Origin of the sequence: Streptomyces sp. SID5464 (assembly GCF_009862985.1) — a bacterium.
Taxonomy (GTDB): Bacteria; Actinomycetota; Actinomycetes; order Streptomycetales; family Streptomycetaceae; genus Streptomyces; species Streptomyces chartreusis_D.
On record NZ_WWIQ01000021.1, the window covers coordinates 50,225 to 73,085 of the forward strand.

Genomic DNA, 22,861 nt, shown 5'->3' on the forward strand with positions numbered 1-22,861 from the left:
CTCTAGCCCTTCGGCCGCAGGGGGAAGCGCTCGGACAGCCGGGTCAGGGTCCCGTTGAGGCGGTCGATGTCGTCGTCCGAGTGGAGCGCCGTGAGCTGGATGCGGAAGCCGACCTGGTCGCGGGGCACCAGCGGATAGGCGGCGAGCGTCACGTAGATGCCCTCCTCCCACAGGTACGCGGCGACCGCGTCCAGGTCCGCGGGGTCCGTCAGCGGGATCTCCACGATGGGCAGCCGGTCCGTGTTGAGGGTGCTCACCCCCAGCTTGTCCAGGTGATCGAGTACCCGGACCGTCGTGCGGTACAGGTCGGCCCGGATGGCGTCGCCCCGCCGCTCGTTGACGTCGAGCCCGGCCAGCGCGGTCGCCAGCGACGCCGTCGGGGACGGCCCCGAGTAGAGATAGGGGCCCGCGGCGGTCTTGAGGTGGTTCTTGAGCTCCGACGGCAGCGCCAGGAACGCGAGCAGCGACGAGTACGCCTTGGAGAAACCCGCCACGAGCACGATCCCGTCGTACGACTCCCCGGTGTGCCGCACCAAGCAGTTGCCGCGCATGCCGTACGGGCAGGTCTCGCCCGGCCCGCGTTCCCCGATCACGCCGAAGCCGTGCGCGTCGTCGACGTACACCGTCGCTCCTTCGGCCCGGCACACCGCGGCCAGCGCGGGCAGGTCGGGGATGTTGCCGCTCATGCTGTTGACGCCGTCCAGGCACACGAGCCGGGGCGTGCCCGGCGGCACCCGGGCCAGCAGCGCGCGCAGCTCGTCGAGCCGCTCGGCGTGGAAGCGGTGCAGGGTGGCGCCCTGCGCGCGGGCCACCACACAGCCGTCGTAGACGGTCCGGTGCGCGGTCGCCTCCACGAAGACGTGCCCGTTCTCGGCCATCGCCGGGATCACCGAGGCGTGCACCAGCGTCAGCGTCGGCAACAGCAGCGTGTCCGGCGCGCCCAGCAGCGCGGCGAGCCGCTCCTCGATGTCGGGGTACAGCCGCGGACTGCCCAGCAGCCGCGACCAGCTGGGGTGCGTCCCCCACTCGCGCACCGCGGGATCGACGGCCTCCATGATCTCCGGATCCCAGTCGAACCCCAGGTAGTTGCAGGACGCGAAGTCGATCAGCCAGTGGTCGCCGCTGCGGATGTGCCGGCCGCGCACCTCGTCGAGGACCGCGTCGCTCATCGGGCTGGTGCGCCGCAGATGCTCCAGATCCGGCCAGCGCGCCGCCCGGCGGCCCCGGGCGGCGTCGAGACGCGGCCGCCACGTCCGGGTCGGCGCGAAGGGGCGGGCGCTCGGCTCCCGCAGCACGTGCGCGCTCTGCTCCACCGTCAGGGGCCGGGCGAAGAGGTACCCCTGCCCGAACCGGCAGCCCATCCCGGCCAGCAGGTCCCGCTGCGCGGTGTCCTCGATGCCCTCCGCGATGACCTGGAGGCCCAGGGTGTCGGCGATCCGTACGATGCCCTCGACCAGGGCGACCTGCTGGGCGTCGTGGGCGATGTCGTCGATGAACGACTTGTCGATCTTCAGCACGTCGATGGGGAAGTCCCGCAGATAGCGCAGTGAGGAGAAGCCGGTGCCGAAGTCGTCGACCGCGATGCGCACCCCGAGTTCCTTCAGCGTGTGCAGCACCGTCTGGAGGCGGTCGTCGCGGTGCAGCAGTACCGTCTCCGTCAGCTCCAGCTGCAGGGAACCGGGCTCCAGCCCGGGCGTGCTCAGCGCCCGCTCGACCTGCTCGACGAAGCCGGCGTCACGGAACTGGCGGGCGGAGACGTTCACACTGACGTACGGCGGACGGGCGGGGCCGGGCAGCCGTTGCAGGTCCGCGATGTCGTTGACCGCCTTCTCCAGCACCCACGATCCCAGTGGCGCGATGTGCCCGGTCTCCTCGGCCAGGCTGATGAACTGGTCGGGCGCGACGGGCGGCCGGTGCTCGTGCGGCCAGCGGACCAGGGCCTCGAACCCGACGACCTCGCCTCCGGTGATGTCCACGACGGGCTGGTAGCGCAGCGCGAACGACTTGTCGGCGATCGCCTGCGCCAGCTGGGACTGCAGGTCGTGTCGCTCGACCATGCGGCTGCGCAGCAGCGGCCTGAAGCGGCGCCACTGCCGCTTGCCCGCCGCCTTCGCGGAGTACAGCGCGAGGTCGGCGTGCCCCAGCAGCTCCTCCGCGTCCGTGCTGTCGCGCGCGGTGGCCACACCCACGCTGGCGGACACCGTCACCGACTCTTCGGCCAGGTCGAACGGCCGCCCCAGCGTCTGGATCACCTGGGCCGCCAGCAGCTCGGCGTCGAGCGGCTGCCGGGCGTCCTCCATCAGCACGGCGAACTCGTCCCCGCCCAGCCGGGCCGCGGTGTCGGTCCGCCGCAGCGCCCGGGACAGCCGGTTGCCGACGGCGATCAGCAGCTGGTCGCCCGCCCGGTGCCCCAGCGTGTCGTTGACCAGCTTGAAGTCGTCCAGGTCGATGTAGAGCAGACAGGTCAGGGACGACTCGCGGCGGCCGCGCAACAAGGCGCGTTCGATCCGCTCCAGCAACAGCGTCCGGTTGGGCAGACCGGTCAGCGAGTCGTGGAAGGCCCGCTGTGTCAGCTCCTGCTCCAGCCGCCGCTGCTCGGTCACGTCCCGCAGCGTCACCACCAGGCCGGACACGGTCTGCTCGTCCCGGAAGTCGCTGCACCGCACCTCCACCTCGACACGCCCTTCCTGGCGCCGCACCCACCAGTGGTCGTGTCCGGCCCGCGCGCCCCTCTCCCGCACGGCGGCCAGCTCCCGCGCGGCCCGCTCCCGGTCCCCGGGATCCACCAGCTCCGGCAGCGGGACGCCGACGAGGTCGTCGGTGCCGAAGACGGACCGCGCGGACGGGCTGGCGTACCGGATCCTGTCGTCGTCCTCCAGGATCAGGATGACGTCGGAGGCGTTGCGGACCAGGGTGCGGAAGTACGCCTCGTTCTCCCGCCGGACGACCTCCTGGCGCAGCGTGACCCGCTCCATGGCCAGGCCCGCGTGCGACGCCAGGATCTCCAGCGAGCCCCAGGTCTCGCTGAGCTGCCGCTCGGGGGCGGCGACCAGCAGGACACCAGGGACGCCCCCGGCCGGACGGTCGGGCCGGGTCATGGGGCAGACCAGGACGGAGGGCAGGCCGTCCAGTCCGGCGGCGACGCCGGGTTCGAGGGCGGCCGGGCTCACCACGTGGGTGCCGTGCGCGCCGAGGTTCCCCGCGCGATCCGTCGGCAGCAGCAGGGTCCGGTGCGGTACGTCCGGCCCCAGCAGCCGGTCGACCGCCGCACGGCAGGACTGGTCGACCTCCTCCTGCCGGAAGGCCGAGACCAGCGAGGCGGCGGCCTCGCGCAGTGCGAGCTCCCGCGTCACCGCATGGCGATGGGCCACGACCATTCCCGCCAGCCGGAGTATCACCAGCAGGAACAGCACGCCCGAGAAGACCGCGATCACGGCGGCGTCCCGCGTCTGCCGGCTCAGCCCCTCGTACAGCAGGATCCCCGGCGCGATGAGCGTGGTCACGGTGAGCAGGACCAGCCGGCGAGGCGGCGGCAGCAGGGACATCCGCTGTGGCACGGACGCGGTCAGCGCGACCATCGAGGGATGCAGGGCGGCCAGGCCCCAGGCGGTGTAGAAGGCGATCCAGCCGAGGTCCAGCGGGGTGCCGGTCTGCCACATGTCCTTCAGTTGCAGGATCCCGTACGCGATGTCGAAGCCGAGCAGTGTCACGGTGCCCACCACCAGCAGCCGCACGGCCCGGTTGGGCCCGTCGAGCGGACTCGGGGTCAGCAGCCGGGCCAGCAGGGCCAGTACGAGGACATCGCCGAGGGGATAGGCGATGCTGGTGGCGCGCTGCTGCCAGGTCAGCCCTTCCACCACCGTCAGCGGCTGCACCACGTACACCCACACGGGCAGTGCGAGGCCCGCGGTGATGATCAGCGCGTCGAGCAGGCTCGGCAGGTCACGGTCGGCCCACCGGTGGCGGACGAGCCCCGACAGCCCGACCGCGAAGAACAGGTAGGTGGCGAGGTAGCAGGCGTCGGCGGGGGAGGGGAACGGATTGTCGGCGCCGAAGTACTCCTCCACCACGTTGTAGTACGTGTCGCCCGCGATGAAGGTGAGCAGTCCGCCGGCCAGGACCCACCAGGGCCACTGATGGGCGGGCCGGTGGACACGAATGCCGGTCACCACGGCGACGACGCCCGCCAGCCCGATGGCGGCCCACAGGGCGGGGTCCGCCGCCGGGACGGTCATGTACACGACGGTGGCGACCGTGACGAGGGCGATGTGGGCGGCCATCAGCCGACGTGCTGACAGCAAGGACACGCGCCTCCCCCCGTCGGGGAGACCGAGGCGTACGCCTGGCCTGTTGAATTCGATCGTAAGTTTGACCGCGCGCCCCTGCATCTCGGGCGGCCGGCCTCACGAAGCCCCGGTGGGGGCGGCCCCGGCAGGCCGGGACCGCCCGGGTGTCTCAGTCGCGTCCCCGGTGGAACCGCACGTGCAACTGCCTCACCCGTTCCGTCAGCTCGGGCACCGGTCCGTCCACGACCACACCCGGTGCGACCTCGTGGACGGGGAGTGTGCGCACCGGCGGCGCGGCGACCCCCAACTCGCTCAGCCAGGATGCGAGTTGTTCGGACGAGGCCACGTAGACGATGCGTCCCAGACCGACCCAGGCGTGCGCGGCCGCACACATCGGGCAGTGCTCGCCGGAGGTGTAGACCGTGGCCGCCGCCCGCTCCTCGGGCGTGAGACGGGCTGCCGACCAGCGCGCCAGTTCGAACTCGGGGTGCCGCGTGCGATCACCCGAGGCCACCCGGTTGTGGTCCTCGCCGAGGACCGTGCCGTCCCCGCCGACCAGGACCGAACCGAACGGCTCGTCCCCGGCTTCGAGCGCCTCCGCCGCGAGCTCCACGCAGCGGCGCAGGTACGGCAGTTCCGCGTCCTTCACGACCATGGTGCCGGGCCCTTCCTGGTGACGACGTGATCAACAGGACTGTACGGCCGCCGGGGCGTTCGGCCGCACCCGTAAAACGCGTTGTCCGGCCGCCCGGCGCGTGCTGGGGTGTGCCCATGACTCATGTCGATCACACCGCGCTGCTCACCCTGTTCGACCGTGAGCTGCGCGAGGGGGCGCGGCCGGACGGCCCCGGCGTCCGCGTCGAGCGGACCGGCGGCGTGGTGCGCCAGGTCGCCACCGCGCAGGGCTGGAACGGCGTCCTGTGGTCCGCCCTCGACGAGGCGGCGGTGGACGCGGCGATCGCCGAGCAGATCGCCCACTACACCCGGCTCGGCCTCGACTTCGAGTGGAAGCTGTACGGGCACGACCGGCCGGCGGACCTCGGGCAGCGGCTGCTTGCGGCCGGGTTCAGGCCCGAATCCGAGGAGACGCTGATGATCGGCGAGGTCGCGACCCTCTCCCTGGACGCCGAACCTCCCGAGGGCGTCCGCGTCGTGCCGGTCACCGATCCGCGGGGCGTGGATCTCGTGGCCCACGTCCACGAGAAGGCGTTCGGCGCGGACAGCGCCTGGCTGCGCGACCAGCTCCTCGCCCGGCTCTCGGATGACCCGGACACCGTCGTCGCCGTCGTGGCGATGGCCGGCGACGAGCCGGTGAGCGCGGCCCGCATGGAACTCGTGCCCGGCACGCGGTTCGCCGGCCTCTGGGGCGGCGGCACCGTCGAGGGCTGGCGCGGCCGCGGCATCTACCGCACCCTGGTGGCCCACCGCGCTCACGCCGCCGCGGCACGCGGCTACCGCTACCTCCAGGTCGACGCCTCCAGCCAGAGCCGCCCCATCCTGGAACGCCTGGGCTTCACACCGCTCACCACGACGACGCCGTACGTCTACACGCCGTAGCAGGCCGCCCCGCCTGGATGTCACATCCGCGCCCGTCCGATCCGTCGCACGGTCATGACGACGATCCAGAAGAACCAGAGCATCCTCCTCGCCGGCGCGAGCGGCGTCCTCGGACGGCACGTCACCCGCGCCCTGACCGAGGCGGGCCACAAGGTCACCGGACTCGGGCGGGGTCCGGACAACGGCGTCCGCGCCGACCTCATGGACCGCGACGCGCTGCTGAGCGCCGTCGACGGACACCACTTCGACACCGTGATCCACGCCGCGACCGCCCTGCGCAAGCCCCCCATGCGTGACCGCGACATGTTCGCGACCGACGCGCTGCGCACCGAGGGCACGGCCCACCTCGTCGAAGCGGCCCGCGTCACCGGTGCCCGACGCTTCGTCGTGGAGTCGATGGTCTTCGGCTACGGCTACGGGGACCACGGCGACCGCCCGGTCACGGAGGACGACCCCTTCGGCCCACGGGGCACGACCCCGCAGCTGGAGCGGCACATCGCGGCCATGCGGACGAAGGAGCGGCTGGCCTTCGAGACGGAGGCGCTGGAGGGCATCGCGCTCCGCTTCGGCCTCTTCTACGGCCCCGGTGGCACCGAGGCGCTGCTGCCCCTGCTGCGCAGGCGGCAGCTGCCAGTGCCCGCCGACCGCGGTCGGGTGCTGCCGTGGGTGGAGCTCACCGACGCGGCCCGCGCGGTGGTCGCGGCGGTGGAACGCGGCCGCCCCGGGCAGGCGTACAACATCGCCGACCGCACCCCGCTCGGCTTCCGCGCCCACGTCGAGAACGTGGCCGGGGCGTTCGGACTGCCGAAGCCGATGACCGTACCGCTGTGGCTGATGAGACCGATGTCGTACGCGCACACCGTGATGTCTTCGCGGCTGGTGGTGTCCTGCGCCAAGGCGGAACGCGAGCTGGGCTGGACGCCGCTGTACCCGTCCAGCCGCGAGGGGCTCGCCGCGCTGCGGTCGGCGAGCCCCTGATGCCGGGTGCCGGGTGTCATTCTGTGTCGCACGTGTGCATGGGCTGAACCGTTTGTGGCTGTCGCTGCGCGGTCGCTGTCCTGCGCCGTCAGCGGCGTGCCTTCGAGCGGTCCAGTGCGGCGACGCCGAGCGCGGCGAGGCCGATCTGGATGAGCCACTCGACCCAGTCGACACCCTTGGTGTCGGCGACGTCGAACGCGGCGGCGATCGCGGAGCCGACCAACGCGGCGATGATGCCGACGAGGATCGTCCACAGGATTCCGATCCGCTGACGGCCCGGGACCACGAGCCGGCCCAGGACGCCGATGACGATGCCGATCACGATGGCACTGATGACGCCGTCGATCTCCATCTCCGCCCCTCTTCTTCAGGTCCCCCGCTGTAGTGCTTGTGCCCCCTGACGGACGGGACACTCCGGTGCGGACATGGAGAGGCCGGTCCGGGGCGCGGACCGGCCTTCGGTTTTCCCTGCGGTGGGTCTAGGGCCTCGTGGAGGCCTTTGCCGCAGTGCCGGCGCACGCCAGACCCAGAATCACGGCCAGTGCACCGATGATGATGTTGTTCCACACGACGCCGGCGTCCGGGCTGTCACCGACGACCCACGGCGAGATGATCATCCACACCCCGAGTGCGCACATGGCCCAGCTCAGGCCGTACATGCGCTCCGGAGCGCGAGTGAACCCGAGCGCCAGCAGACCGATCGCGATACCCATGATCAGGTTGTGCGTCACGAGCGGCGGCTGGCTGGTCGTGTAGTGGACTATCCACGGGGAGGCCGCGCAGTACAGACCGAGCAGGAACACCGGTCCGTCCACGAGCGCCACATCGCGACCACCGAGCACGCGGGCGTACCGATCCCGCATCTCGGAGGCATCAGGGTGGCTGGTTATGTCACCTCTGGTGGGCGAGACGTTGGCCATGACTCGTCTCCTTCGTCTTGCAGGGCGACCGCGGCTGGTGAGGTATGCGGTAAGTGCCGCGTAAGCCCATTCTGCTCTTATTTTTCCTTTATGTGTAGAGGTTGGTAGAGGCGTGGACTTCTACCGGGCGGTACATGTCCGGGGGGATCGGGGGCAAGCGGATGTGTACGACAGTGACCGATCGACGTCGCCGGCAGGCGGCGCGGGACAGGGGAGGGCAGCGGACGTGTCTGCGGCCATCGGCGCGAAGGTGTTGGAGCGGTTCCCGGCGGGAGCTCCGCGCGGATCATGGCCGGCGGAGGAGTACGCGGCACGCCGCCGCGCCGAGGGCGAGCCCGCCACCGTCGTGATGGACCTGGAGTCGGACGCCTTCCTCGTGGTGGTTCCGTCGGACGAGGACTGAACGGCATCGACGGCCGAAATCCCGGAAATCAAACAGTCCGAGAACCACCGTCCGAGATCACCGTCCGAAATCCACAGTCCCGAAAACCATGGTCCGGGATGCGAGATGAGCCGCGATTTCCTTGACGGCCGTCGTCTCCCGCTGCCACGATCCATGGCATGACCATGCGACTGGACCTCACGCGGCGACGCCACGTCGACCTCGCACGCGTCTCCAGCGCTTCCTGTCGCGCCGCAGCCTGAGTCTCCCGGCTCGCCGCTTCTCCCCACCGCCGTATTCGCCGTCGGCCGAACACCGCCGCGCCGACCGGACGTCATGCGCGGTGCATTTCCCTCACGCCTGAATTCGGCGCTCAGTCACGCCCGTTGAACGCGGCGTCCTTCGAATTCGGCCTGCCACGCGCATTCGCGCCCCCTCCCGGAAAGAGACCCCATGGCCACCGTCCTGTCCGTCTCCGGCAGCCCCTCCGCCTCCTCCCGCACCAGCCGACTGCTGCGCCACCTGGACGAGCGGCTGACCGCACAGGGCCATGACGTGATCCCGCTCGACGTCCGCACCATCCCCGCCGACGCCCTGCTCGGCGCGGACTTCCGGCACCCCGCGATCGTCGAGGCCACCGACCTGTTCGCACGTGCCGACGGCGTCGTCATCGGCACGCCCGTCTACAAGGCGTCCTACTCCGGTGTCCTCAAGGCACTGCTGGACCTGCTCCCGCAGTACGCACTCACCGGCAAGACCGTGCTGCCGCTCGCCACCGGCGGCAGCATCGCCCATGTCCTGGCCATCGACTACGCCCTGCGCCCGGTGCTGACCTCCATGGGTGCGGCGCACACCGTGCAGGGCTGGTTCACCCTCGACAAGGACATCACCGTGCACGACGACGGGTCCCTGAGCGTCGCACCGGCCGCCGCCGAGGCGCTCACCCAGGTGGTCGACCAGTTCTCCACGGCGCTCGGCCGCACCCCGCTGCTGGCCGTGGCGGGTTGACACCCACTCACCGCCGCCGCCGGACGTTCCCCATCGATCGGAGACTCCCCGTGTCCCTCACCTTCCACTGGTTCCTGCCCACCAACGGCGACAGTCGCCATGTCGTCGGCGGCGGCCACGGCACCCCGGCCACCGCATCCGGCCGGGACCGGCCCCCCACGGTCGCCTACCTGAGCCAGATCGCCCGCGCCGCCGAGGAAGTGGGCTTCGCCGGTGCCCTCACCCCCACCGGCGCCTGGTGCGAGGACGCGTGGCTCACCACCGCGATGGTCAGCCAGCACACCGAACGCCTGAAGTTCCTCGTCGCCTTCCGGCCGGGGCTGATCTCGCCCACCCTCGCCGCGCAGATGGCCACCACCTTCCAGCGGCAGACCGGCGGACGGCTGCTGCTCAACGTCGTCACCGGCGGCGAGAACCAGGAACAGCGGGCCTTCGGAGACTTCCTCGACAAGGACAGCCGGTACCGTCGGACCGGAGAATTCCTGCACGTCGTAAGGGAGTTGTGGCAAGGCGGTACGGTCGACCTGCACGGTGAGCACCTCAGGGTGCAGGACGCGAAGCTCGCTCGTGTGCCCGACCCCGTTCCCCAGGTGTACTTCGGCGGCTCCTCGCCCATCGCCGGTGAGATCGCCGCCCGGCACGCCGATGTCTATCTCACCTGGGGCGAACCGCCCGCCCAGGTCGCCGAGAAGCTCGACCGGATCCGCTCACTCGCTGCCGCCGAGGGACGCACGCTCCGCTTCGGTATCCGGCTGCACGTCATCACCCGGGACACCGCCGAGCAGGCCTGGGCCGAGGCGAACCGGCTGCTGGACGGGTTCGACCCGGAGACCGTGGCGTCGGTGCAGGCGGGGCTGGCCCGCAGCGAGTCCGAGGGCCAGCGGCGCATGCTCGCCCTGCACGGCGGCCGGCGCGACCGCCTGGAGATCCACCCCAACCTGTGGGCCGGCATCGGCCTGGTACGAGGTGGCGCGGGCACCGCCCTGGTCGGCAGCCACGACGAGGTCGCCGAGAGGATCAAGGAGTACCACGCCCTCGGTATCGACGAGTTCGTCCTCTCCGGCTACCCCCACCTGGAAGAGGCGTACTGGTTCGGCGAGGGAGTCCTGCCGCGCCTCGCCGCACGAGGACTGTGGCGGCACCCCTCGGGCCGGCACGCCGCATCCGCTGAGCCGATCTCACCCAGCGCACCCACCGAACCCGCCGTGTTCGCGCCCTTCGCGAGCTAGGGCGCCTCGGCCTCCCCGCCCCGACGATCAACCCCGGAGCCCGCGTCGGGCGTCATCCGCACCGAGGGGCAGCCCCGCCCCTCGGTGAACGGGAGGCACACATCATGAAGCAGCGGGCTTCACGCACCGTCTCATTCGGCCTGGCCGTGGCGTTATCCGCCGGGACGGCGGCACTCGCCCCGTCCGCGCACGCGGCACAGCCGCAGCGTGACCACGAGGCGACCCGGATCGCACTGCGTGCTCTCGTGGAGAAGGGCGGACTGCCCGGAGTGGCCGCCAAGGTCCAAGAGGGCAGGCGGAGTTGGTTCGCGGCGGCCGGTCACGCCGACACCGCGACGGGCCGCGAGCGTTCTCCCGGCGACCACTTCCGCGGGGCCAGCATCACCAAGACCTTCGTCGCGACCGTCCTGCTCCAGCTTGAGGCGGAAGGCAGACTGAGCCTCGACGACACCGTCGAGCGATGGCTGCCGGGCCTGGTGCAGGGCAACGGCTACGACGGCGACGAGATCACTCTGCGTCAGCTCCTCAACCACACCAGCGGCATCGCCAACTACACCGACGACCCGGCATTCGCCAACGACGCCGCAGGGCCCGGCTTTCCGGAGCACCGGTACGACACGCACACGCCCGGGGAACTCGTGGCGATCGCGCTGAAGTACCCGCCGCTGCCCGACCCGGAGACGACGCCGGTGTACTCGAACACCAACTTCGTCATCGCGGGGATGGTCATCGAGGAGGCGACGGGCCGCTCCTACGCGCAGGAGATCACCCGCCGCATCGTCCGACCGCTGAAGCTGCGCGGCACGTCGTTCCCGGGCACCTCACCCCATATGCCGAAACCCCACCCCGTCGGCTACTCCCGGCTGCACCAGGAGGCACCCGACGCCCGAATCCACGATGCCACCGAGCAGAACATGACCTGGCTGGGCGCGGCCGGTGACGTGATCTCCACCAGCGGTGACCTCAACCGCTTCCAACGGGCCCTGATCAAGGGCGAGTTGCTGCCCCCGGAGCAGATGGAGAAGATGCTCGACGAGGTGCCCGCGGGGGGCGGGCTCGGGTACGGACTCGGGGTCGAGTCCGCGCAGCTGTCCTGCGGCGTGAAGGTCGTGGGCAAGAGCGGCCGGACGAACGGCTCCCTGTCCGCGATGGTCGGCACACAGGACGGGAAGCACCAGCTGACGTTCAACATCAACGGTGACTGGCTCCCGGACCCGTCGCTCTACATCAACGTGATCGAAGCGGAGTTCTGCGGCAGGGCCCCGTCCCGCACGGACAAGCCGTCGGCGCTGCCCCGGCTCGGCTAGCCGGACGCCAGCGCGCCGAGGTGCGTCCGGCGTGCCTCGGCCGTCTGGGCCTGCACCAGCAGAAACATCCCCTCGCGCGCCAGCCGTTGCGCCTTGCTGCCCAGGGCCATGGACCGGCCGCCCCCGGCCACGATCGCCGCGGTCGTGGCCGCCCGCAGCACGTCGTACGCCCTTGTCTTCACCGCCAGCAGTTCCGGGACGCATTCGTGCGGGACCGGGTGGTCGGCCAGGGCGTAGGCCTCTCGCCTGACCTCGTCGAGCCGGGCCCGCAGCACCCGGGCCGGCTCCTGGCCGTCCGGGGCGTCCGCCACCAGGTCCAGTGCCGCGCTCGCCACCCCGAACACGGCCGGACTGGTGTTGGCGGCCCTGGGCAGGTCGACCAGGGCGAACCGCTCCTGTGAGACGCGCAGCACCACGGCTTCCTCCGGCACCCACAGGCCGTCCAGCTCCAGGGACCGTACGGGCTGCGGTGAGGGCCGCGAGCCGCATCGGCGCCGACGGACGCATCCCCGGCTGTGCGCGGGCCTCGGCGACGACGAACACCACCTCGGCCGTGTCCGTCACACCGGCCAGCAGCATCACGTCGTTCAGGCCCCAGCCCGTGTACCAGGGCACCGTGCCCTCGAAGCGCCAGCCGCCCCGCTCGGCCATCGCCCGCACGGGCACGCGGGGAAAGGCACGGACGTGGGCGAACGCGATGCCGGCCAGCGACTCGCCGGTCGCCAGCGGGCGCAGCAGCCTCTCCCGGACCGGCGAGTCGTATGTGGCGAGCAGCTTCACCGGTGTGTGGTGCTGTGTCTGCACGAACCATGTGGAGCAGCACGCCCCGGCCAGGATCTCCGCGATCTCCCGTGCCACGGCGACGGGCGCGTCCGCCCCGCCGTACTCCTCCGGCGCGCCCAGCCCGAGCAGCCCCGACCGCCTCACCGCCTCGATGTGGCTCGCCGGCACCTCCTCCTGGTCGACGCGCTCGGCGTGCGGGACGAGGAGATCGCGCGCGAGTCGCCGGGCGCTGGTGACGAGGGGGTGGGGCGGGGAGGCGAGGGGCGTGGAGCTCATGGGACAGATTCTCCCGGTCGCGCGACGCGGGATGCCGCTCCCGGGGCGTGTCGTTCGCCCGGCCCCGTCAGCTGCGCGCCCCGCGCGGGCCCAGTTCCGTCAGTATGTCGAAGTCGAGGCCGTCGGCGCGGGCCAGGTAGATGCGCTGGCGCACATGACTGTCCCGCAGGTGCAGCAGGCCGCGCGGGCCCTCGTACGACACCGCGCCCGCCGCCGCCCCGATCGCCGACACGTTCAGCGTCCCGGCGCGCTTCAGCAGCGCGGCCAGCAACAGCACGCCCTCGTAGCAGGACTCGCCGAGGCTGCCGAGGGCGGGCGCCTCGACGCCGTACCGGGCCGCGTACTGCCCGTGGAAGTCGAGGGTGTCCCGGTTGGCCAGCGAGGCGAAGAACCCGGCCGTGCTGTAGAGGTCCTCGGTTGCCGCCGGGCCGCTCGCCATCAGCATGTTCTCGTCCATCAGCGTGCTCAGCCGCAGACAGCGCGCGTGCAGGCCGTGCGCCGCGAACGCCCGGTTGAAGCGCACCGCGTCGCTGCCGACGAGCAGCATCAGCACCCCGTCGGCGTCCGAGCGCTCGATGCGGCGCAGCACCGGCTCGAAATCGTCGGTGCCGAGCGGGAGGTAGACCTCGCCGGTGACGGACCCGCCGGACGCGTGCGCGTACCCGCGGGCCGCCCGTGCCGTACGCCGCGGCCACACGTAGTCGTTGCCGACGACGAACCACCGCCGCACCCCGCGCTCGTGCGCCAGCAGGTCCATGGCGGGCCGCAGTTGGTCCCGCGGCGTCTCGCTCGTCAGGAACACGCCCGCCGTGTCCTCACCGCCCTCGTACAGCGCGGTGTACACGTACGGGACGCGGTGCGCGATCCGCGGCGCCAGCGCCTGGCGCACCGAGGAGATGTGCCAGCCCGTGACGCCCTGCACGACACCCAGGTCCACCAGCGCCTCGACATGGCCGGCGACCTCGCGGGGCGTTTTCGAGCCGTCGACCGGCACCAGCCGGAGCTCCCTGCCGAGTACGCCGCCGTCCCGGTTGACCTCCTCGGCCGCCAGCCGCGCGCACAGCTCACAGGCGGGCCCGAAGATCCCGGCCGGCCCCTGCAAGGGGAACACGAGCGCCACGCCGAGGACGGAGTCGTCGGCCGTGAACCACTCGGGCGCGGGGAGATCGTGCCGGACCATGGCGTCATGATTCCGGCTCCGCCGGACGAACTCCAGTGCGTCTCCTAGGATGGACGCACCTCTTGTCGAACTAGGAGCAAGATGCCCACCCCTGTCCCGCGGCGGCCCGACGACCTGGTGCAACTGCTGACGCGGGCCGAGCGGCTGGCGGCGCGGCGGTTGCAGGCCGTGCTGGAGAAGGAGGGCTGCTCGCTCGACGCGTGGCGGGTGCTGGTGCTGCTGTCGGACGGCGAGGGGCACCATATGACGGCGATCGCGGAGGCCGCGTTTCTGCCGCCTCCGACGCTGACCAAGCTGGTCGACCAGCTCGTCGACCAGAACCTCGTGCACCGTAGGGTCGACCCCTTCGATCGCCGCCGCGTCCTCGCCCACCTCACCCCCCGCGGCCGGGAGTACGGGCAGCGGCTCGACCACGCGGTGCGCGCCGGCTGGCCCGCGCTCGGCGAGGACGACGACGAACTGCTGCGGTCCCTGCTGGTCCGGCTGGCCGCGACGCTGGCGGAGTCGGCACGCGTGTGAGCATGACTGGTCTACACCCTTGACTGGTACAGACCAACGCGGTTGAGTGTGCCTCCGCAACCCCCCACCACGGCCGCGCCCACGCCGTGACCGGTCCTCCGGTGCGTGCGGTGAAGGCTCTGCTTCGCCCTGCCCTCGACGGGTGCGGCCGTGCTCCGCAAAGGAGTTGATCCCATGACGAGACGTCGTGTCTCCGCCGTCCTGGCCACCCTCGCCCTCGCGGGCACCGCACCGGTACTCCTGCCGGCCGCCAGCGCCTCCGCCGCCGCGTGCTCCAGTTATCCCGACTGGGTGGCGGGCAGGTCCTACGCCGCCGGCGACATCGTCCGCTACACCGACGGCAAGGCGTACGTGGCCGAGCACGCCAACCCGGGTTACGACCCGACCATCAGCACCTGGTACTGGGAGCCGTACGCCTGCGACAGCGGTCCGGGCACGCCGGCCGCCCGATTCGTCGTGACCGAGGCGCAGTTCAACCAGATGTTCCCGAACCGGAATCCCTTCTACACCTACAGCGGGCTGACGGCGGCCCTGAGCGCCTACCCCGGCTTCGCCAACACCGGCAGCGACACGGTGAAGAAGCAGGAGGCCGCCGCCTTCCTCGCCAACGTCAGCCACGAGACCGGCGGCCTGGTGCACGTGGTGGAGCAGAACACCGCCAACTACCCGCACTACTGCGACTGGAGCCGCCCCTACGGCTGCCCGGCCGGCCAGGCCGCCTACTACGGGCGCGGCCCGATCCAGCTGAGCTGGAACTTCAACTACAAGGCCGCGGGCGACGCGCTCGGCATCGATCTGCTGAACAACCCCTGGCTGGTCCAGAACGACGCGGCCGTCGCCTGGAAGACGGCCCTGTGGTACTGGAACACCCAGACCGGTCCCGGCACCATGACCCCGCACAACGCCATGGTGAACGGCGCCGGATTCGGCCAGACGATCCGCAGCATCAACGGCTCCCTGGAGTGCGACGGCAAGAACCCGGCGCAGGTGCAGAGCCGCGTGACCAACTACCAGCGGTTCACGCAGATCCTCGGCACGTCACCCGGCGGGAACCTCTACTGCTGACGGCGAGGCGTGTGTGAGACTCCGTCGATGAGCTCACAGACGATCACCGCGGACGCCGCGGGCACCTGGAAACTCGGCGACCTGCCCGTCCACCGCCTCGGCTTCGGCGCGATGCGGCTGACGGGCAGTGCCGCCTTCCATCTCGGCACCCCGAGTGACCGCGACCGGTCGATCGCCGTCCTGCGCAAGGCGATCGACCTCGGTGTGAACCACATCGACACGGCCGCCTTCTACTTCTCGTCGCTGCGCTCCGCCAACGAGCTCATCAACAGCGCGCTGGCGCCGTACCCCGACGACCTGGTCATCGTCACCAAGGTGGGCCCCCACCGGACCTATGACGGGCAGTGGGGCACCTCGGCCCGCCCCGAGGACCTGCGCGGGCACGTGGAGGAGAACCTGCGCCAGCTCGGCCGCGATCACCTCGACGTGGTCAATCTGCGCCGGATGCCGAAGTACGACTCGATCGCCGAGCACTTCGGGGCCCTCGCGGAACTGCGCGAGGCAGGCCTGATCCGGCACCTGGGCATCTCCAACGTCACGCCCCGCCACCTCGCCGAGGCGCAGGCCATCGCCCCCGTGGTCTGCGTGCAGAACCGGTACGCCCTCGACCGCCCCGACCCCGCCACCGACGAACTGCTGCGGACCTGCGGCGAACAGGGCATCGCGTTCGTGCCGTTCTACGCCGTCGCCGGCGAGGGCGGCGAGCACGGCGCCACCACCGCCCACGACGAGGCGGTGCGAGCCGTGGCCCGTGCCCATGGCGCGAGCCCCGCGCAGATCCGCATCGCCTGGACCCTGCACCAAGGCGCCCATGTGCTCGCCATACCCGGCACCGGCAACCCCGGCCACCTCGTGGAGAATGTGGCGGCGGGCGCGATCCGCCTCACCGACGGGGAACTGGACCGGCTGAACACGCCGCGCCCGGCGGCCGGTTGACCGGTCAGACCACCCAGGCCCCGTCCCGCATGAGGTGCCGGCGCGGCAGCTCGTGCTGCTCGCACCACGCCTGCGCCGCGCGCGGCCGCACCCGGAAGAACGCGTAGGACGCGTGGTCCCCGCGCGGATCCCAGCCGGTCTTCACACGGAAGGCCTCGGCCGCCGCCGACGGCACCTCGGGGATCGTGAAGGTCTCCACCTCACCGTCGACGAGCACGACGTCCCGGGTGTCACCGAGGGCCAGCCGGGCCCGCCGGCCATCCCGCAGATTGCGGCCCGTGGGATTGGTCAGCCGTGTGCACAGCCACACCGCCTCGTCGTGCCACACGAACCAGAGCGGGACCAGGCACGGCACGCCCTCGGTGTCCGCCGTGGCGACCCAGATGTCGATCTCCCGCTCCATACGGTTCAGGAGGTCGGCCTTGCGCTGCGCGGGGGTGCGGGGCGGCTCGCTGATCTTCATGGCCGGGACGCTAGCGCGTGGCAGAGCGGACCACCTCGGGCCGGCGTCGTAGGCCGGAGACCTAGGTCCTCCGAGCGTCGAGGGGGGTTTTGCATCCCATGGGTGTTACGTATAACCTCTCCCGTCAACCACACGCTCCGGAAGGTCCTGATGCGACGTATCGCCCTGGTCACCCTCGTCGTCGACGACTACGACGAGGCGATCCGCTTCTACACCGAGGCCCTCGGGTTCCGGCTCGCCGAGGACACTCCCCGGCCCGACGGGTCGCGCTGGGTCGTCGTCGAACCCGGGACCTCGGGAACGGGCAGCGGTCTGCTGCTCGCCCGTGCCGAGGGGGCGGCGCAGGCCGACCGGGTCGGGGACCAGACCGGCGGCCGGGTCGGGTTCTTCTTGCACACCGACGACTTCGCCCGGGACCACGCCCGCATGACCGCCGCCGGCGTGACGTTCCTGGAGGAGCCGCGGCACGAGCCGTACGGAACCGTCGCCGTCTTCCAGGACCTGTACGGCAACCGCTGGGACCTGCTCCAGCCCGCCGCCCTTTGACACCGCCCGCCGCCGACCGCAACACGCACTGCCGAGGAACACGCACATGACCGCGCCCCGTATCGACACCGACACCGACACCCTCCGCCGGCTGCCCAAGGCCGTGCTGCACGACCACCTCGACGGCGGCCTGCGCCCCTCGACCGTGGTGGAGCTCGCGGACGCGGTCGGCCACACGCTGCCCACCACCGACGCCGCCGAACTCGCCGCCTGGTACTACGAGGCCGCCAACTCCGGCGACCTGGTGCGCTACATAGCCACCTTCGAGCACACCCTCGCCGTCATGCAGACCCGGGAGGGCCTGTTGCGCACCGCCGAGGAGTACGTGCTCGACCTCGCCGCGGACGGTGTCGTCTACGGCGAGGTGCGCTACGCGCCGGAGCTGATGGTCAGGGGCGGACTGACCCTGCCCGAGGTCGTCGAGACGGTGCAGGAGGGGCTCGCGGCCGGTATGGCCAAGGCAGCGGCCGCCGGGACGCCCGTGCGGGTCGGGACGCTGCTGTGCGGGATGCGGATGTTCGACCGCAGCCGGGAGATCGCGGATCTGGTCGTGGCGTTCCGGGACGCCGGTGTCGTCGGCTTCGACATCGCCGGCGCCGAGGACGGCTTCCCGCCCGCCGACCACCTCGCGGCCTTCGAGCACCTGCGCCGCGAGAACGTGCCGTTCACCATCCACGCCGGGGAGGCGCACGGCCTGCCCAGCATCCACCAGGCCCTTCAGGTGTGCGGCGCCCAGCGCATCGGGCACGGCGTGCGCATCACCGACGACATCCCCGACCTCGCGTCGGGCAAGCTCGGCCGTCTCGCGGGCTGGGTGCGCGACCGGCGTGTCGCCCTGGAGATGTGCCCGACCTCCAACCTCCAGACCGGCGCCGCGACCTCCATCGCCGAGCATCCGATCACCGCCCTGAAGGACCTCGGCTTCCGCGTCACCCTGAACACCGACAACCGGCTCGTGTCGGGCACCACGATGACCCGCGAGATGTCCCTGCTGGTCGAGCAGGCGGGCTGGACCGTCGAGGACCTGCGCACGGTCACGGTGAACGCCCTGAAGAGCGCGTTCCTCCCGTTCGACGAGCGGAACGCGCTGATCCGGGACGTGGTCCTGCCCGGTTACGAGGCCGCGCTCTGAAGCAGTCCCCTGAGGTAGGCGGCCTGTCCGATGTGCTGGAGATCGTCGGACAGGACGCTGACCAGCCGGACGCCCAGGGTGACCGGCGGGTCCCAGCGCTCGTCGACGACGCGCTCCAGCTCCTTGGCCGCCAGACCGCGCAGGGCTTCGAGGGTCTGGTCGTGCACGGCGTCGTAGTAGCCGGTCAGCAGCTCGCCGGAGTCGACCCGGACCTTGGCGACCTTGGCCGGACTGTGGCCGTAGCCCGTGTCGTGCCGGGGCAGACCGAGGCCGAAGCGCTTCTCCCAGTCCTGGGACAGCCACACCTGGTCGAGGTCGAAGGCGTCGGCGACGTGGTCGTCCTGGACACGGGTGAGGTGCCAGACCAGCCAGGCGATGGAGTTGGTGTCGGGGGAGGGGCGGGCGCTCAGTTCGTCGGGCCCGAGGCCCTCGACGGTGGCGTGGACTTCTTCCCGGATGCGGTTGTAGCCGTCGATGAGGATGTCCTTCGCATGCATGTCTCCACCATCGCGCATCGCCGCGCCCCGTGCGCCCCGGTTCACACGCCGGTGGTCTCCGGTGTCGCGGCTGTGGTCTGCGCTTGCGCGCTCGTGATCTCCGGTGTGACGGCCTGTGCTGTGCGCCTTACGCGCCCATGGTCTCCGGTGTCACGCCTGTGGCCTCGGGCGAGGTCCTCGCGGCCCCCGGTGTCGCTCGTGTGGCCCCGGGCGACCCGCCCGTGGCCCCCGTCGACGTGCTCGTGCTCCCCGTCGACGTGCCCGTGGCCTCCAGCAGCGCCATCAGCGCCCGGGCGGCCGGGCTGGTGGCCTGCCGGGGCGGCAGCAGGGCCACCGTCTCGTAGACCGCCTCGCCCGTTCCCTTCACCGGCAGTGCGGTCAGGGAGGCGCGCTTGTGCGCGAAGTGCCGCGGCACGACGGCGACGCCGAGGTTCTCGTCGACCAGGTCGAGCAGGGTGTGCACGTCGTTCACCTCCAGGGCCACGGTCCGCCGTACGCCGGCGGCGGCGAACACCGTGTCGGTGGTGCGGCGCGGACCCCAGTCCGGGTGGAAGTCGACGAACACCTCCCCGCCCAGTTCCTCCGGCGTGACGGCCGCACCGGCGGCGGCGAGCCGGTGGCTGGAATGGCACAGCAGCGTCATCGGCTCGCTGCTCAGCGGCACCGACCGCAGCTGGTCGCTGTCGGCCTGCGTCCGCACGGCGAACGCCAGGTCGAGCCGCCCGGCCGCGACCTCCTCCGCCAGCGCGCCCGACCCGGCCTGCCGCAGGCAGATCTCCACGTCCGGATGCCGGTGCCGGAAGGTGGCGAGCAGCCCCGCGACATGCACCCCGGCGATGCACTGCTCACTGCCGAGCGCGAGCATGCCGCGCAGTACGCCCTGCACCGCCGCCACCGCCTCGTGGGCGGCGCGCACCTGCGCCAGGATCCGCTCCGCCTCGCCGAGCAGCGCCCGCCCGGCCGGGGTCAGCGTCACGCGGCGGGTCGTGCGCACGAACAGCGGCGTCTGGAGCTCCCGCTCCAGCGCCCGGATCGAGGCGGACAGGCCCGACTGGGACACCAGGAGTCGTTCCGCCGCCCGCGTGAAGTGCTGGTCCTCGGCGACCGCGACGAAGTGCTGCAAGTGGCGCAGTTCCATGACTGAGAAGCGTAACCGCTGAATTCCATCGGATTCTTCTGTTGGACGCATGGGCGCAGGTCACGACAGAGTGGACACCGGTTTCTTCCCGACCGTGCCAACCCCTCTGGAGTCGCGTTGTACACCGCACACCCCGACCGCTACGCGGACATGCCCTACCGGCGCACCGGACGCAGCGGCCTGAAGCTCCCCGCGCTCTCGCTCGGCCTGTGGCACAACTTCGGCCCGGACCGGCCGGTCGAGACGCAGCGAGCCATCCTGCGCCGCGCCTTCGACCTCGGCGTCACCCACTTCGACCTCGCCAACAACTACGGCCCGCCGCCCGGTGCCGCCGAGTCCGCGCTGGGCGAGTTCCTGAAGTCGGACTTCGCGGCCTACCGCGACGAGCTGGTCATCTCCACCAAGGCCGGCTATCTGATGTGGCCGGGCCCGTACGGCGAGTGGGGCTCGCGCAAGTACGTGCTGTCGTCCCTGGACCAGAGCCTTACGCGGATGGGCCTGGACTACGTCGACATCTTCTACTCGCACCGCCCCGACCCGGAGACTCCGCTGGAGGAGACGATGGGCGCGCTGCACTCGGCGGTGCAGCAGGGCAAGGCGCTGTACGTCGGCATCTCCAACTACTCCGCGGAGCAGACCCGCGAGGCCGCCCGCATCCTGGGCGAGCTGGGCACCCCGCTCCTGATCCACCAGCCGCGCTACTCGATGCTGGACCGCCGCCCCGAGGACGAGGGCCTGCTGGACGCCCTCGACGAGCTCCAGGTCGGCTCCATCGTCTTCTCCCCGCTGGAGCAGGGCCTGCTCTCCGCCCGCTACCTCGACGGCATCCCCGAGGGCTCCCGGGCCGCGAGCGACAGCCCCTTCCTGAACTCCGACGCGGTCACCGAGGAGCTGGTGGGCCGGCTGCGCGACCTGAACGACATCGCCAAGTCGCGTGGCCAGACGCTGGCCCAGATGGCACTGGCCTGGGTGCTGCGCGGTGGCCGGGTGACCTCCGCGCTGGTCGGCGCGAGCAGCCCGCAGCAGCTGGAGGACAGCGTCGGAGCCATTGGCAACCTGGACTTCGACGCGGACGAGCTGGCCCGTATCGACGCGGTCGTCAAGCAGTAGCCGCCCCCGCCTTCCCGAGGGGGCGGCGGCCCCCCGGGAAGGCCCTGGGTCCTAGGAGCCGATCCGCTCCTCCAGGCGCACCGTCACCGTGTCGCCCTCCTTCTTGCCGATGGCCTTGCGGACGTCGGCCTTCACGGGCAGCTTGTGCGTGCCGTCGCCCAGTGCCATGAACGAGCTGCGGAACGGGTGCCCGTCGATCGTCCCGCGGACCTTGACCAGGCCGCGGGTGCCGAAGAACTCGGCCGACCGCGGCCAGACCAGGTAGGTCCAGCCGCCCTCGGCCGGGCTCTTGCGCAGGACCGCGGTGAACTCCGCGTCCAGTTCTCCGGTCGTGGCCATGATGTCCTCCGGTGCTCGGCGGCCTCTCCCTCACACAGACCGCCGGACACCGGAGAACTCATCGCCGGAGCCGGTCTCACGCCCCGGCGGGCACCCGGTCGAGGAAGCCGAGCACGGTCCTGATCCGGCCCTGCCCGTCCAGCGTGATCACATCCGACCCGGCCACCGGCGCCGAGCCGTCGGTCTCGCTCACCAGCTCCCACGAGAAGCGCGCGGTGTGGTGGTGCCCGTCGACGGCGCCGGCGAGCCGGAACACGAACCCCGGGAACTGCTCGCGGGCCGCCGCGATCAACGCGGCGATCTGATCGTGGCCCTGCACGTCGGCCAGCGGGTCGGTGTAGCCGCCGTCCTCGGTCCAGGCGGCGGCGACCGCCTTCGCCCGGGCCGCCGGGTCCTCGGCGTTCCAGGCCTCGAAGTAGCGGGCGACGGCGTCCTCGTAACGGTGGGCGGGTGCGGACATGGGCGATCGGCCTCCGAAAGGTCGTGTCTGCTGGTCAGACCCCGGATCACCGCTCGCGGCGAACCGGCACGGACCACCCTGCCCGCGCCCGGCGGGACCGTCGATTACCTCCGGAGTCATGCCCCCCGGCGACCGCCCGCCGCGTTTCGGCCAACTCGGGGTGTGAATATGCCAAGAGACTGGCCGGAAAGACATGGTGACAGTGTTTCAGTAGTGAACATACTGACCAGCGAGAGCGCTTTCACATCCAGCGACGGCGCCCTCACGCACAGCACGCGAGCCGCACGACAGGCGAGGCCGGGCCGGCAGGCGGGCAGGGCAACGGGGGAGGGGCACGTGCACGACGAGTTTCTGTGCCATGTCACGGCGTACGGGGTCTGCGACGGCCGCCGCATCGGGGTCCCGCTGGGCACCTACCGGGCGCCCACCCTCGCCCTCGCCCTGTGGTGGCTGCGCGACCGCGCCTCCTGGATCGCCCAGCGTCTCGACCCCCAGCCCGACGCCGAGCACTTACCGCCGGGCGCGCTCGTGCCGGTCGCCGAGACCGTGCCCGACGTGCCCACCCAACTGCGCGCCTGGTGCGCCGACCCCGACCGGCAGGAGCGGGTCGCCGAGGAGTTGGCGGCCGGACGGCTGGTACGCATCGCCACCAGCGACGACACCACCGAGTACGAACTGCTCGCGGAGTCCGTGGACGCCCTGCGGATGCAGCGGACGGCCCCCTCCCTGGATGTACCCGTGGCTTGAGCG

The 22,861-nt window shown here is 71.6% G+C and carries 23 protein-coding genes and 1 pseudogene; 13 read left to right on the plus strand and 11 right to left on the minus strand.

Translation table 11 applies throughout. The features are described 5' to 3' along the window. Nucleotides 1–2 precede the first annotated feature (2 nt). Together GTY47_RS14130 and GTY47_RS14135 are read right to left on the minus strand one after the other, a co-directional pair. A complete protein-coding gene (locus GTY47_RS14130; RefSeq protein WP_010033055.1) occupies nucleotides 3–4,280 on the minus strand; it encodes an aminotransferase class I/II-fold pyridoxal phosphate-dependent enzyme in 4,278 nt (1,425 codons plus the stop codon). Nucleotides 4,281–4,455: 175 nt separating this feature from the next. Further along, nucleotides 4,456–4,941 carry a nucleoside deaminase gene (locus GTY47_RS14135; RefSeq protein ID WP_010033057.1) on the minus strand — a complete coding sequence of 162 codons (486 nt, stop codon included), beginning with the start codon at nucleotides 4,939–4,941 and terminating at the stop codon, nucleotides 4,456–4,458. 116 nt (nucleotides 4,942–5,057) lie between these two features. On the opposite strand from GTY47_RS14135, the gene GTY47_RS14140 reads away from it, so the two are divergent. Both GTY47_RS14140 and GTY47_RS14145 read left to right on the plus strand, forming a co-directional pair. Continuing rightward, complete coding sequence (locus tag GTY47_RS14140; RefSeq protein WP_010033058.1) at nucleotides 5,058–5,843, plus strand: GNAT family N-acetyltransferase; 786 nt, start codon at nucleotides 5,058–5,060, stop codon at nucleotides 5,841–5,843. 54 nt (nucleotides 5,844–5,897) lie between these two features. Next, a complete protein-coding gene (locus GTY47_RS14145; RefSeq protein WP_010033060.1) occupies nucleotides 5,898–6,821 on the plus strand; it encodes an NAD(P)-dependent oxidoreductase in 924 nt (307 codons plus the stop codon). A gap of 88 nt (nucleotides 6,822–6,909) precedes the next feature. Here GTY47_RS14145 and GTY47_RS14150 read toward each other — a convergent pair whose 3' ends face one another. Both GTY47_RS14150 and GTY47_RS14155 read right to left on the minus strand, forming a co-directional pair. Next, nucleotides 6,910–7,173 (minus strand): GlsB/YeaQ/YmgE family stress response membrane protein, encoded by a 264-nt coding sequence (locus GTY47_RS14150; RefSeq protein WP_010033061.1) that lies wholly within the window; start codon nucleotides 7,171–7,173, stop codon nucleotides 6,910–6,912. A 127-nt stretch (nucleotides 7,174–7,300) separates the two neighbouring features. Continuing rightward, nucleotides 7,301–7,741 (minus strand): SPW repeat protein, encoded by a 441-nt coding sequence (locus GTY47_RS14155; RefSeq protein WP_010033062.1) that lies wholly within the window; start codon nucleotides 7,739–7,741, stop codon nucleotides 7,301–7,303. Between the two features lie 226 nt (nucleotides 7,742–7,967). Here GTY47_RS14155 and GTY47_RS40230 point away from each other — a divergent pair, with 226 nt between their 5' ends. The 4 genes from GTY47_RS40230 (at nucleotide 7,968) to GTY47_RS14170 (ending at nucleotide 11,667) form a co-directional block, all read left to right on the plus strand. Continuing rightward, nucleotides 7,968–8,144, plus strand: coding sequence for a hypothetical protein (locus tag GTY47_RS40230; protein WP_010033064.1), 177 nt, complete (start codon nucleotides 7,968–7,970; stop codon nucleotides 8,142–8,144). Nucleotides 8,145–8,576: 432 nt separating this feature from the next. Continuing rightward, nucleotides 8,577–9,131: an NADPH-dependent FMN reductase gene (gene ssuE, locus GTY47_RS14160; RefSeq protein ID WP_010033066.1), complete on the plus strand. Its 555-nt coding sequence runs from the start codon at nucleotides 8,577–8,579 to the stop codon at nucleotides 9,129–9,131. Between the two features lie 50 nt (nucleotides 9,132–9,181). After that, a complete protein-coding gene (locus tag GTY47_RS14165; protein ID WP_010033068.1) occupies nucleotides 9,182–10,360 on the plus strand; it encodes an LLM class flavin-dependent oxidoreductase in 1,179 nt (392 codons plus the stop codon). Between the two features lie 104 nt (nucleotides 10,361–10,464). Then, on the plus strand, nucleotides 10,465–11,667 hold the full coding sequence (locus tag GTY47_RS14170; RefSeq protein ID WP_010033071.1) for a serine hydrolase domain-containing protein: 1,203 nt from the start codon (nucleotides 10,465–10,467) through the stop codon (nucleotides 11,665–11,667). Here the strand turns inward: GTY47_RS14170 and GTY47_RS14175 are convergent. Both GTY47_RS14175 and GTY47_RS14180 read right to left on the minus strand, forming a co-directional pair. Then, nucleotides 11,664–12,726, minus strand: a pseudogene (locus GTY47_RS14175) (acyl-CoA dehydrogenase family protein). The gene GTY47_RS14170 and the pseudogene GTY47_RS14175 sit on opposite strands and share 4 nt — an antisense overlap. A gap of 67 nt (nucleotides 12,727–12,793) precedes the next feature. After that, nucleotides 12,794–13,906, minus strand: coding sequence for a substrate-binding domain-containing protein (locus tag GTY47_RS14180; protein ID WP_010033073.1), 1,113 nt, complete (start codon nucleotides 13,904–13,906; stop codon nucleotides 12,794–12,796). Nucleotides 13,907–13,987: 81 nt separating this feature from the next. On the opposite strand from GTY47_RS14180, the gene GTY47_RS14185 reads away from it, so the two are divergent. The 3 genes from GTY47_RS14185 to GTY47_RS14195 all read left to right on the plus strand — a co-directional run bounded on the left by GTY47_RS14185 (nucleotide 13,988) and on the right by GTY47_RS14195 (nucleotide 16,426). Further along, nucleotides 13,988–14,425 carry a MarR family transcriptional regulator gene (locus tag GTY47_RS14185; RefSeq protein ID WP_010033074.1) on the plus strand — a complete coding sequence of 146 codons (438 nt, stop codon included), beginning with the start codon at nucleotides 13,988–13,990 and terminating at the stop codon, nucleotides 14,423–14,425. Nucleotides 14,426–14,599: 174 nt separating this feature from the next. After that, nucleotides 14,600–15,490 (plus strand): glycoside hydrolase family 19 protein, encoded by an 891-nt coding sequence (locus GTY47_RS14190; protein WP_010033076.1) that lies wholly within the window; start codon nucleotides 14,600–14,602, stop codon nucleotides 15,488–15,490. A gap of 27 nt (nucleotides 15,491–15,517) precedes the next feature. Further along, a complete protein-coding gene (locus tag GTY47_RS14195; RefSeq protein WP_010033078.1) occupies nucleotides 15,518–16,426 on the plus strand; it encodes an oxidoreductase in 909 nt (302 codons plus the stop codon). A gap of 4 nt (nucleotides 16,427–16,430) precedes the next feature. Here the strand turns inward: GTY47_RS14195 and GTY47_RS14200 are convergent, their stop codons facing one another. Further along, on the minus strand, nucleotides 16,431–16,889 hold the full coding sequence (locus GTY47_RS14200; RefSeq protein ID WP_010033079.1) for a pyridoxamine 5'-phosphate oxidase family protein: 459 nt from the start codon (nucleotides 16,887–16,889) through the stop codon (nucleotides 16,431–16,433). 150 nt (nucleotides 16,890–17,039) lie between these two features. Here GTY47_RS14200 and GTY47_RS14205 point away from each other — a divergent pair, with 150 nt between their 5' ends. Beyond that, nucleotides 17,040–17,435 carry a VOC family protein gene (locus GTY47_RS14205; protein ID WP_010033080.1) on the plus strand — a complete coding sequence of 132 codons (396 nt, stop codon included), beginning with the start codon at nucleotides 17,040–17,042 and terminating at the stop codon, nucleotides 17,433–17,435. A gap of 46 nt (nucleotides 17,436–17,481) precedes the next feature. After that, nucleotides 17,482–18,567, plus strand: coding sequence for an adenosine deaminase (locus tag GTY47_RS14210; protein WP_010033082.1), 1,086 nt, complete (start codon nucleotides 17,482–17,484; stop codon nucleotides 18,565–18,567). Here GTY47_RS14210 and GTY47_RS14215 read toward each other — a convergent pair. Both GTY47_RS14215 and GTY47_RS14220 read right to left on the minus strand, forming a co-directional pair. Continuing rightward, a complete protein-coding gene (locus tag GTY47_RS14215; protein WP_010033084.1) occupies nucleotides 18,549–19,064 on the minus strand; it encodes a DUF664 domain-containing protein in 516 nt (171 codons plus the stop codon). The two genes, GTY47_RS14210 and GTY47_RS14215, sit on opposite strands and share 19 nt — an antisense overlap. A gap of 127 nt (nucleotides 19,065–19,191) precedes the next feature. Further along, the gene (locus GTY47_RS14220; RefSeq protein ID WP_010033085.1) at nucleotides 19,192–20,202 is read right to left on the minus strand and encodes a LysR substrate-binding domain-containing protein; all 1,011 of its coding nucleotides are present in this window, start codon (nucleotides 20,200–20,202) and stop codon (nucleotides 19,192–19,194) included. A gap of 117 nt (nucleotides 20,203–20,319) precedes the next feature. On the opposite strand from GTY47_RS14220, the gene mgrA reads away from it, so the two are divergent. Further along, on the plus strand, nucleotides 20,320–21,312 hold the full coding sequence (gene mgrA, locus GTY47_RS14225; RefSeq protein ID WP_010033087.1) for an L-glyceraldehyde 3-phosphate reductase: 993 nt from the start codon (nucleotides 20,320–20,322) through the stop codon (nucleotides 21,310–21,312). A gap of 51 nt (nucleotides 21,313–21,363) precedes the next feature. On the opposite strand, the gene GTY47_RS14230 is transcribed toward mgrA, so the two are convergent. Next, nucleotides 21,364–21,651: a DUF1905 domain-containing protein gene (locus GTY47_RS14230; RefSeq protein ID WP_010033089.1), complete on the minus strand. Its 288-nt coding sequence runs from the start codon at nucleotides 21,649–21,651 to the stop codon at nucleotides 21,364–21,366. Between the two features lie 76 nt (nucleotides 21,652–21,727). Further along, nucleotides 21,728–22,111 carry a nuclear transport factor 2 family protein gene (locus GTY47_RS14235; protein ID WP_010033091.1) on the minus strand — a complete coding sequence of 128 codons (384 nt, stop codon included), beginning with the start codon at nucleotides 22,109–22,111 and terminating at the stop codon, nucleotides 21,728–21,730. A 336-nt stretch (nucleotides 22,112–22,447) separates the two neighbouring features. Between GTY47_RS14235 and GTY47_RS14240 the strand changes: the two genes are divergently transcribed. Then, entirely contained in the window at nucleotides 22,448–22,858 is a 411-nt protein-coding gene (locus GTY47_RS14240) for a hypothetical protein (protein WP_010033094.1), read from the plus strand. Nucleotides 22,859–22,861 lie beyond the last annotated feature (3 nt).

What these genes read in the sequence shown, in the direction of transcription:
- GTY47_RS14130 (WP_010033055.1), bottom strand. Translation starts at nt 4,280, where the DNA reads ATGGCCGCCCACATCGCCCTCGTCACGGTCGCCACCGTCGTGTACATG.
- GTY47_RS14135 (WP_010033057.1), bottom strand. Translation starts at nt 4,941, where the DNA reads ATGGTCGTGAAGGACGCGGAACTGCCGTACCTGCGCCGCTGCGTGGAG.
- GTY47_RS14140 (WP_010033058.1), top strand. Translation starts at nt 5,058, where the DNA reads ATGACTCATGTCGATCACACCGCGCTGCTCACCCTGTTCGACCGTGAG.
- GTY47_RS14145 (WP_010033060.1), top strand. Translation starts at nt 5,898, where the DNA reads ATGACGACGATCCAGAAGAACCAGAGCATCCTCCTCGCCGGCGCGAGC.
- GTY47_RS14150 (WP_010033061.1), bottom strand. Translation starts at nt 7,173, where the DNA reads ATGGAGATCGACGGCGTCATCAGTGCCATCGTGATCGGCATCGTCATC.
- GTY47_RS14155 (WP_010033062.1), bottom strand. Translation starts at nt 7,741, where the DNA reads ATGGCCAACGTCTCGCCCACCAGAGGTGACATAACCAGCCACCCTGAT.
- ssuE (WP_010033066.1), top strand. Translation starts at nt 8,577, where the DNA reads ATGGCCACCGTCCTGTCCGTCTCCGGCAGCCCCTCCGCCTCCTCCCGC.
- GTY47_RS14170 (WP_010033071.1), top strand. Translation starts at nt 10,465, where the DNA reads ATGAAGCAGCGGGCTTCACGCACCGTCTCATTCGGCCTGGCCGTGGCG.
- GTY47_RS14180 (WP_010033073.1), bottom strand. Translation starts at nt 13,906, where the DNA reads ATGGTCCGGCACGATCTCCCCGCGCCCGAGTGGTTCACGGCCGACGAC.
- GTY47_RS14185 (WP_010033074.1), top strand. Translation starts at nt 13,988, where the DNA reads ATGCCCACCCCTGTCCCGCGGCGGCCCGACGACCTGGTGCAACTGCTG.
- GTY47_RS14190 (WP_010033076.1), top strand. Translation starts at nt 14,600, where the DNA reads ATGACGAGACGTCGTGTCTCCGCCGTCCTGGCCACCCTCGCCCTCGCG.
- GTY47_RS14195 (WP_010033078.1), top strand. Translation starts at nt 15,518, where the DNA reads ATGAGCTCACAGACGATCACCGCGGACGCCGCGGGCACCTGGAAACTC.
- GTY47_RS14200 (WP_010033079.1), bottom strand. Translation starts at nt 16,889, where the DNA reads ATGAAGATCAGCGAGCCGCCCCGCACCCCCGCGCAGCGCAAGGCCGAC.
- GTY47_RS14205 (WP_010033080.1), top strand. Translation starts at nt 17,040, where the DNA reads ATGCGACGTATCGCCCTGGTCACCCTCGTCGTCGACGACTACGACGAG.
- GTY47_RS14210 (WP_010033082.1), top strand. Translation starts at nt 17,482, where the DNA reads ATGACCGCGCCCCGTATCGACACCGACACCGACACCCTCCGCCGGCTG.
- GTY47_RS14215 (WP_010033084.1), bottom strand. Translation starts at nt 19,064, where the DNA reads ATGCATGCGAAGGACATCCTCATCGACGGCTACAACCGCATCCGGGAA.
- GTY47_RS14220 (WP_010033085.1), bottom strand. Translation starts at nt 20,202, where the DNA reads ATGGAACTGCGCCACTTGCAGCACTTCGTCGCGGTCGCCGAGGACCAG.
- GTY47_RS14230 (WP_010033089.1), bottom strand. Translation starts at nt 21,651, where the DNA reads ATGGCCACGACCGGAGAACTGGACGCGGAGTTCACCGCGGTCCTGCGC.
- GTY47_RS14235 (WP_010033091.1), bottom strand. Translation starts at nt 22,111, where the DNA reads ATGTCCGCACCCGCCCACCGTTACGAGGACGCCGTCGCCCGCTACTTC.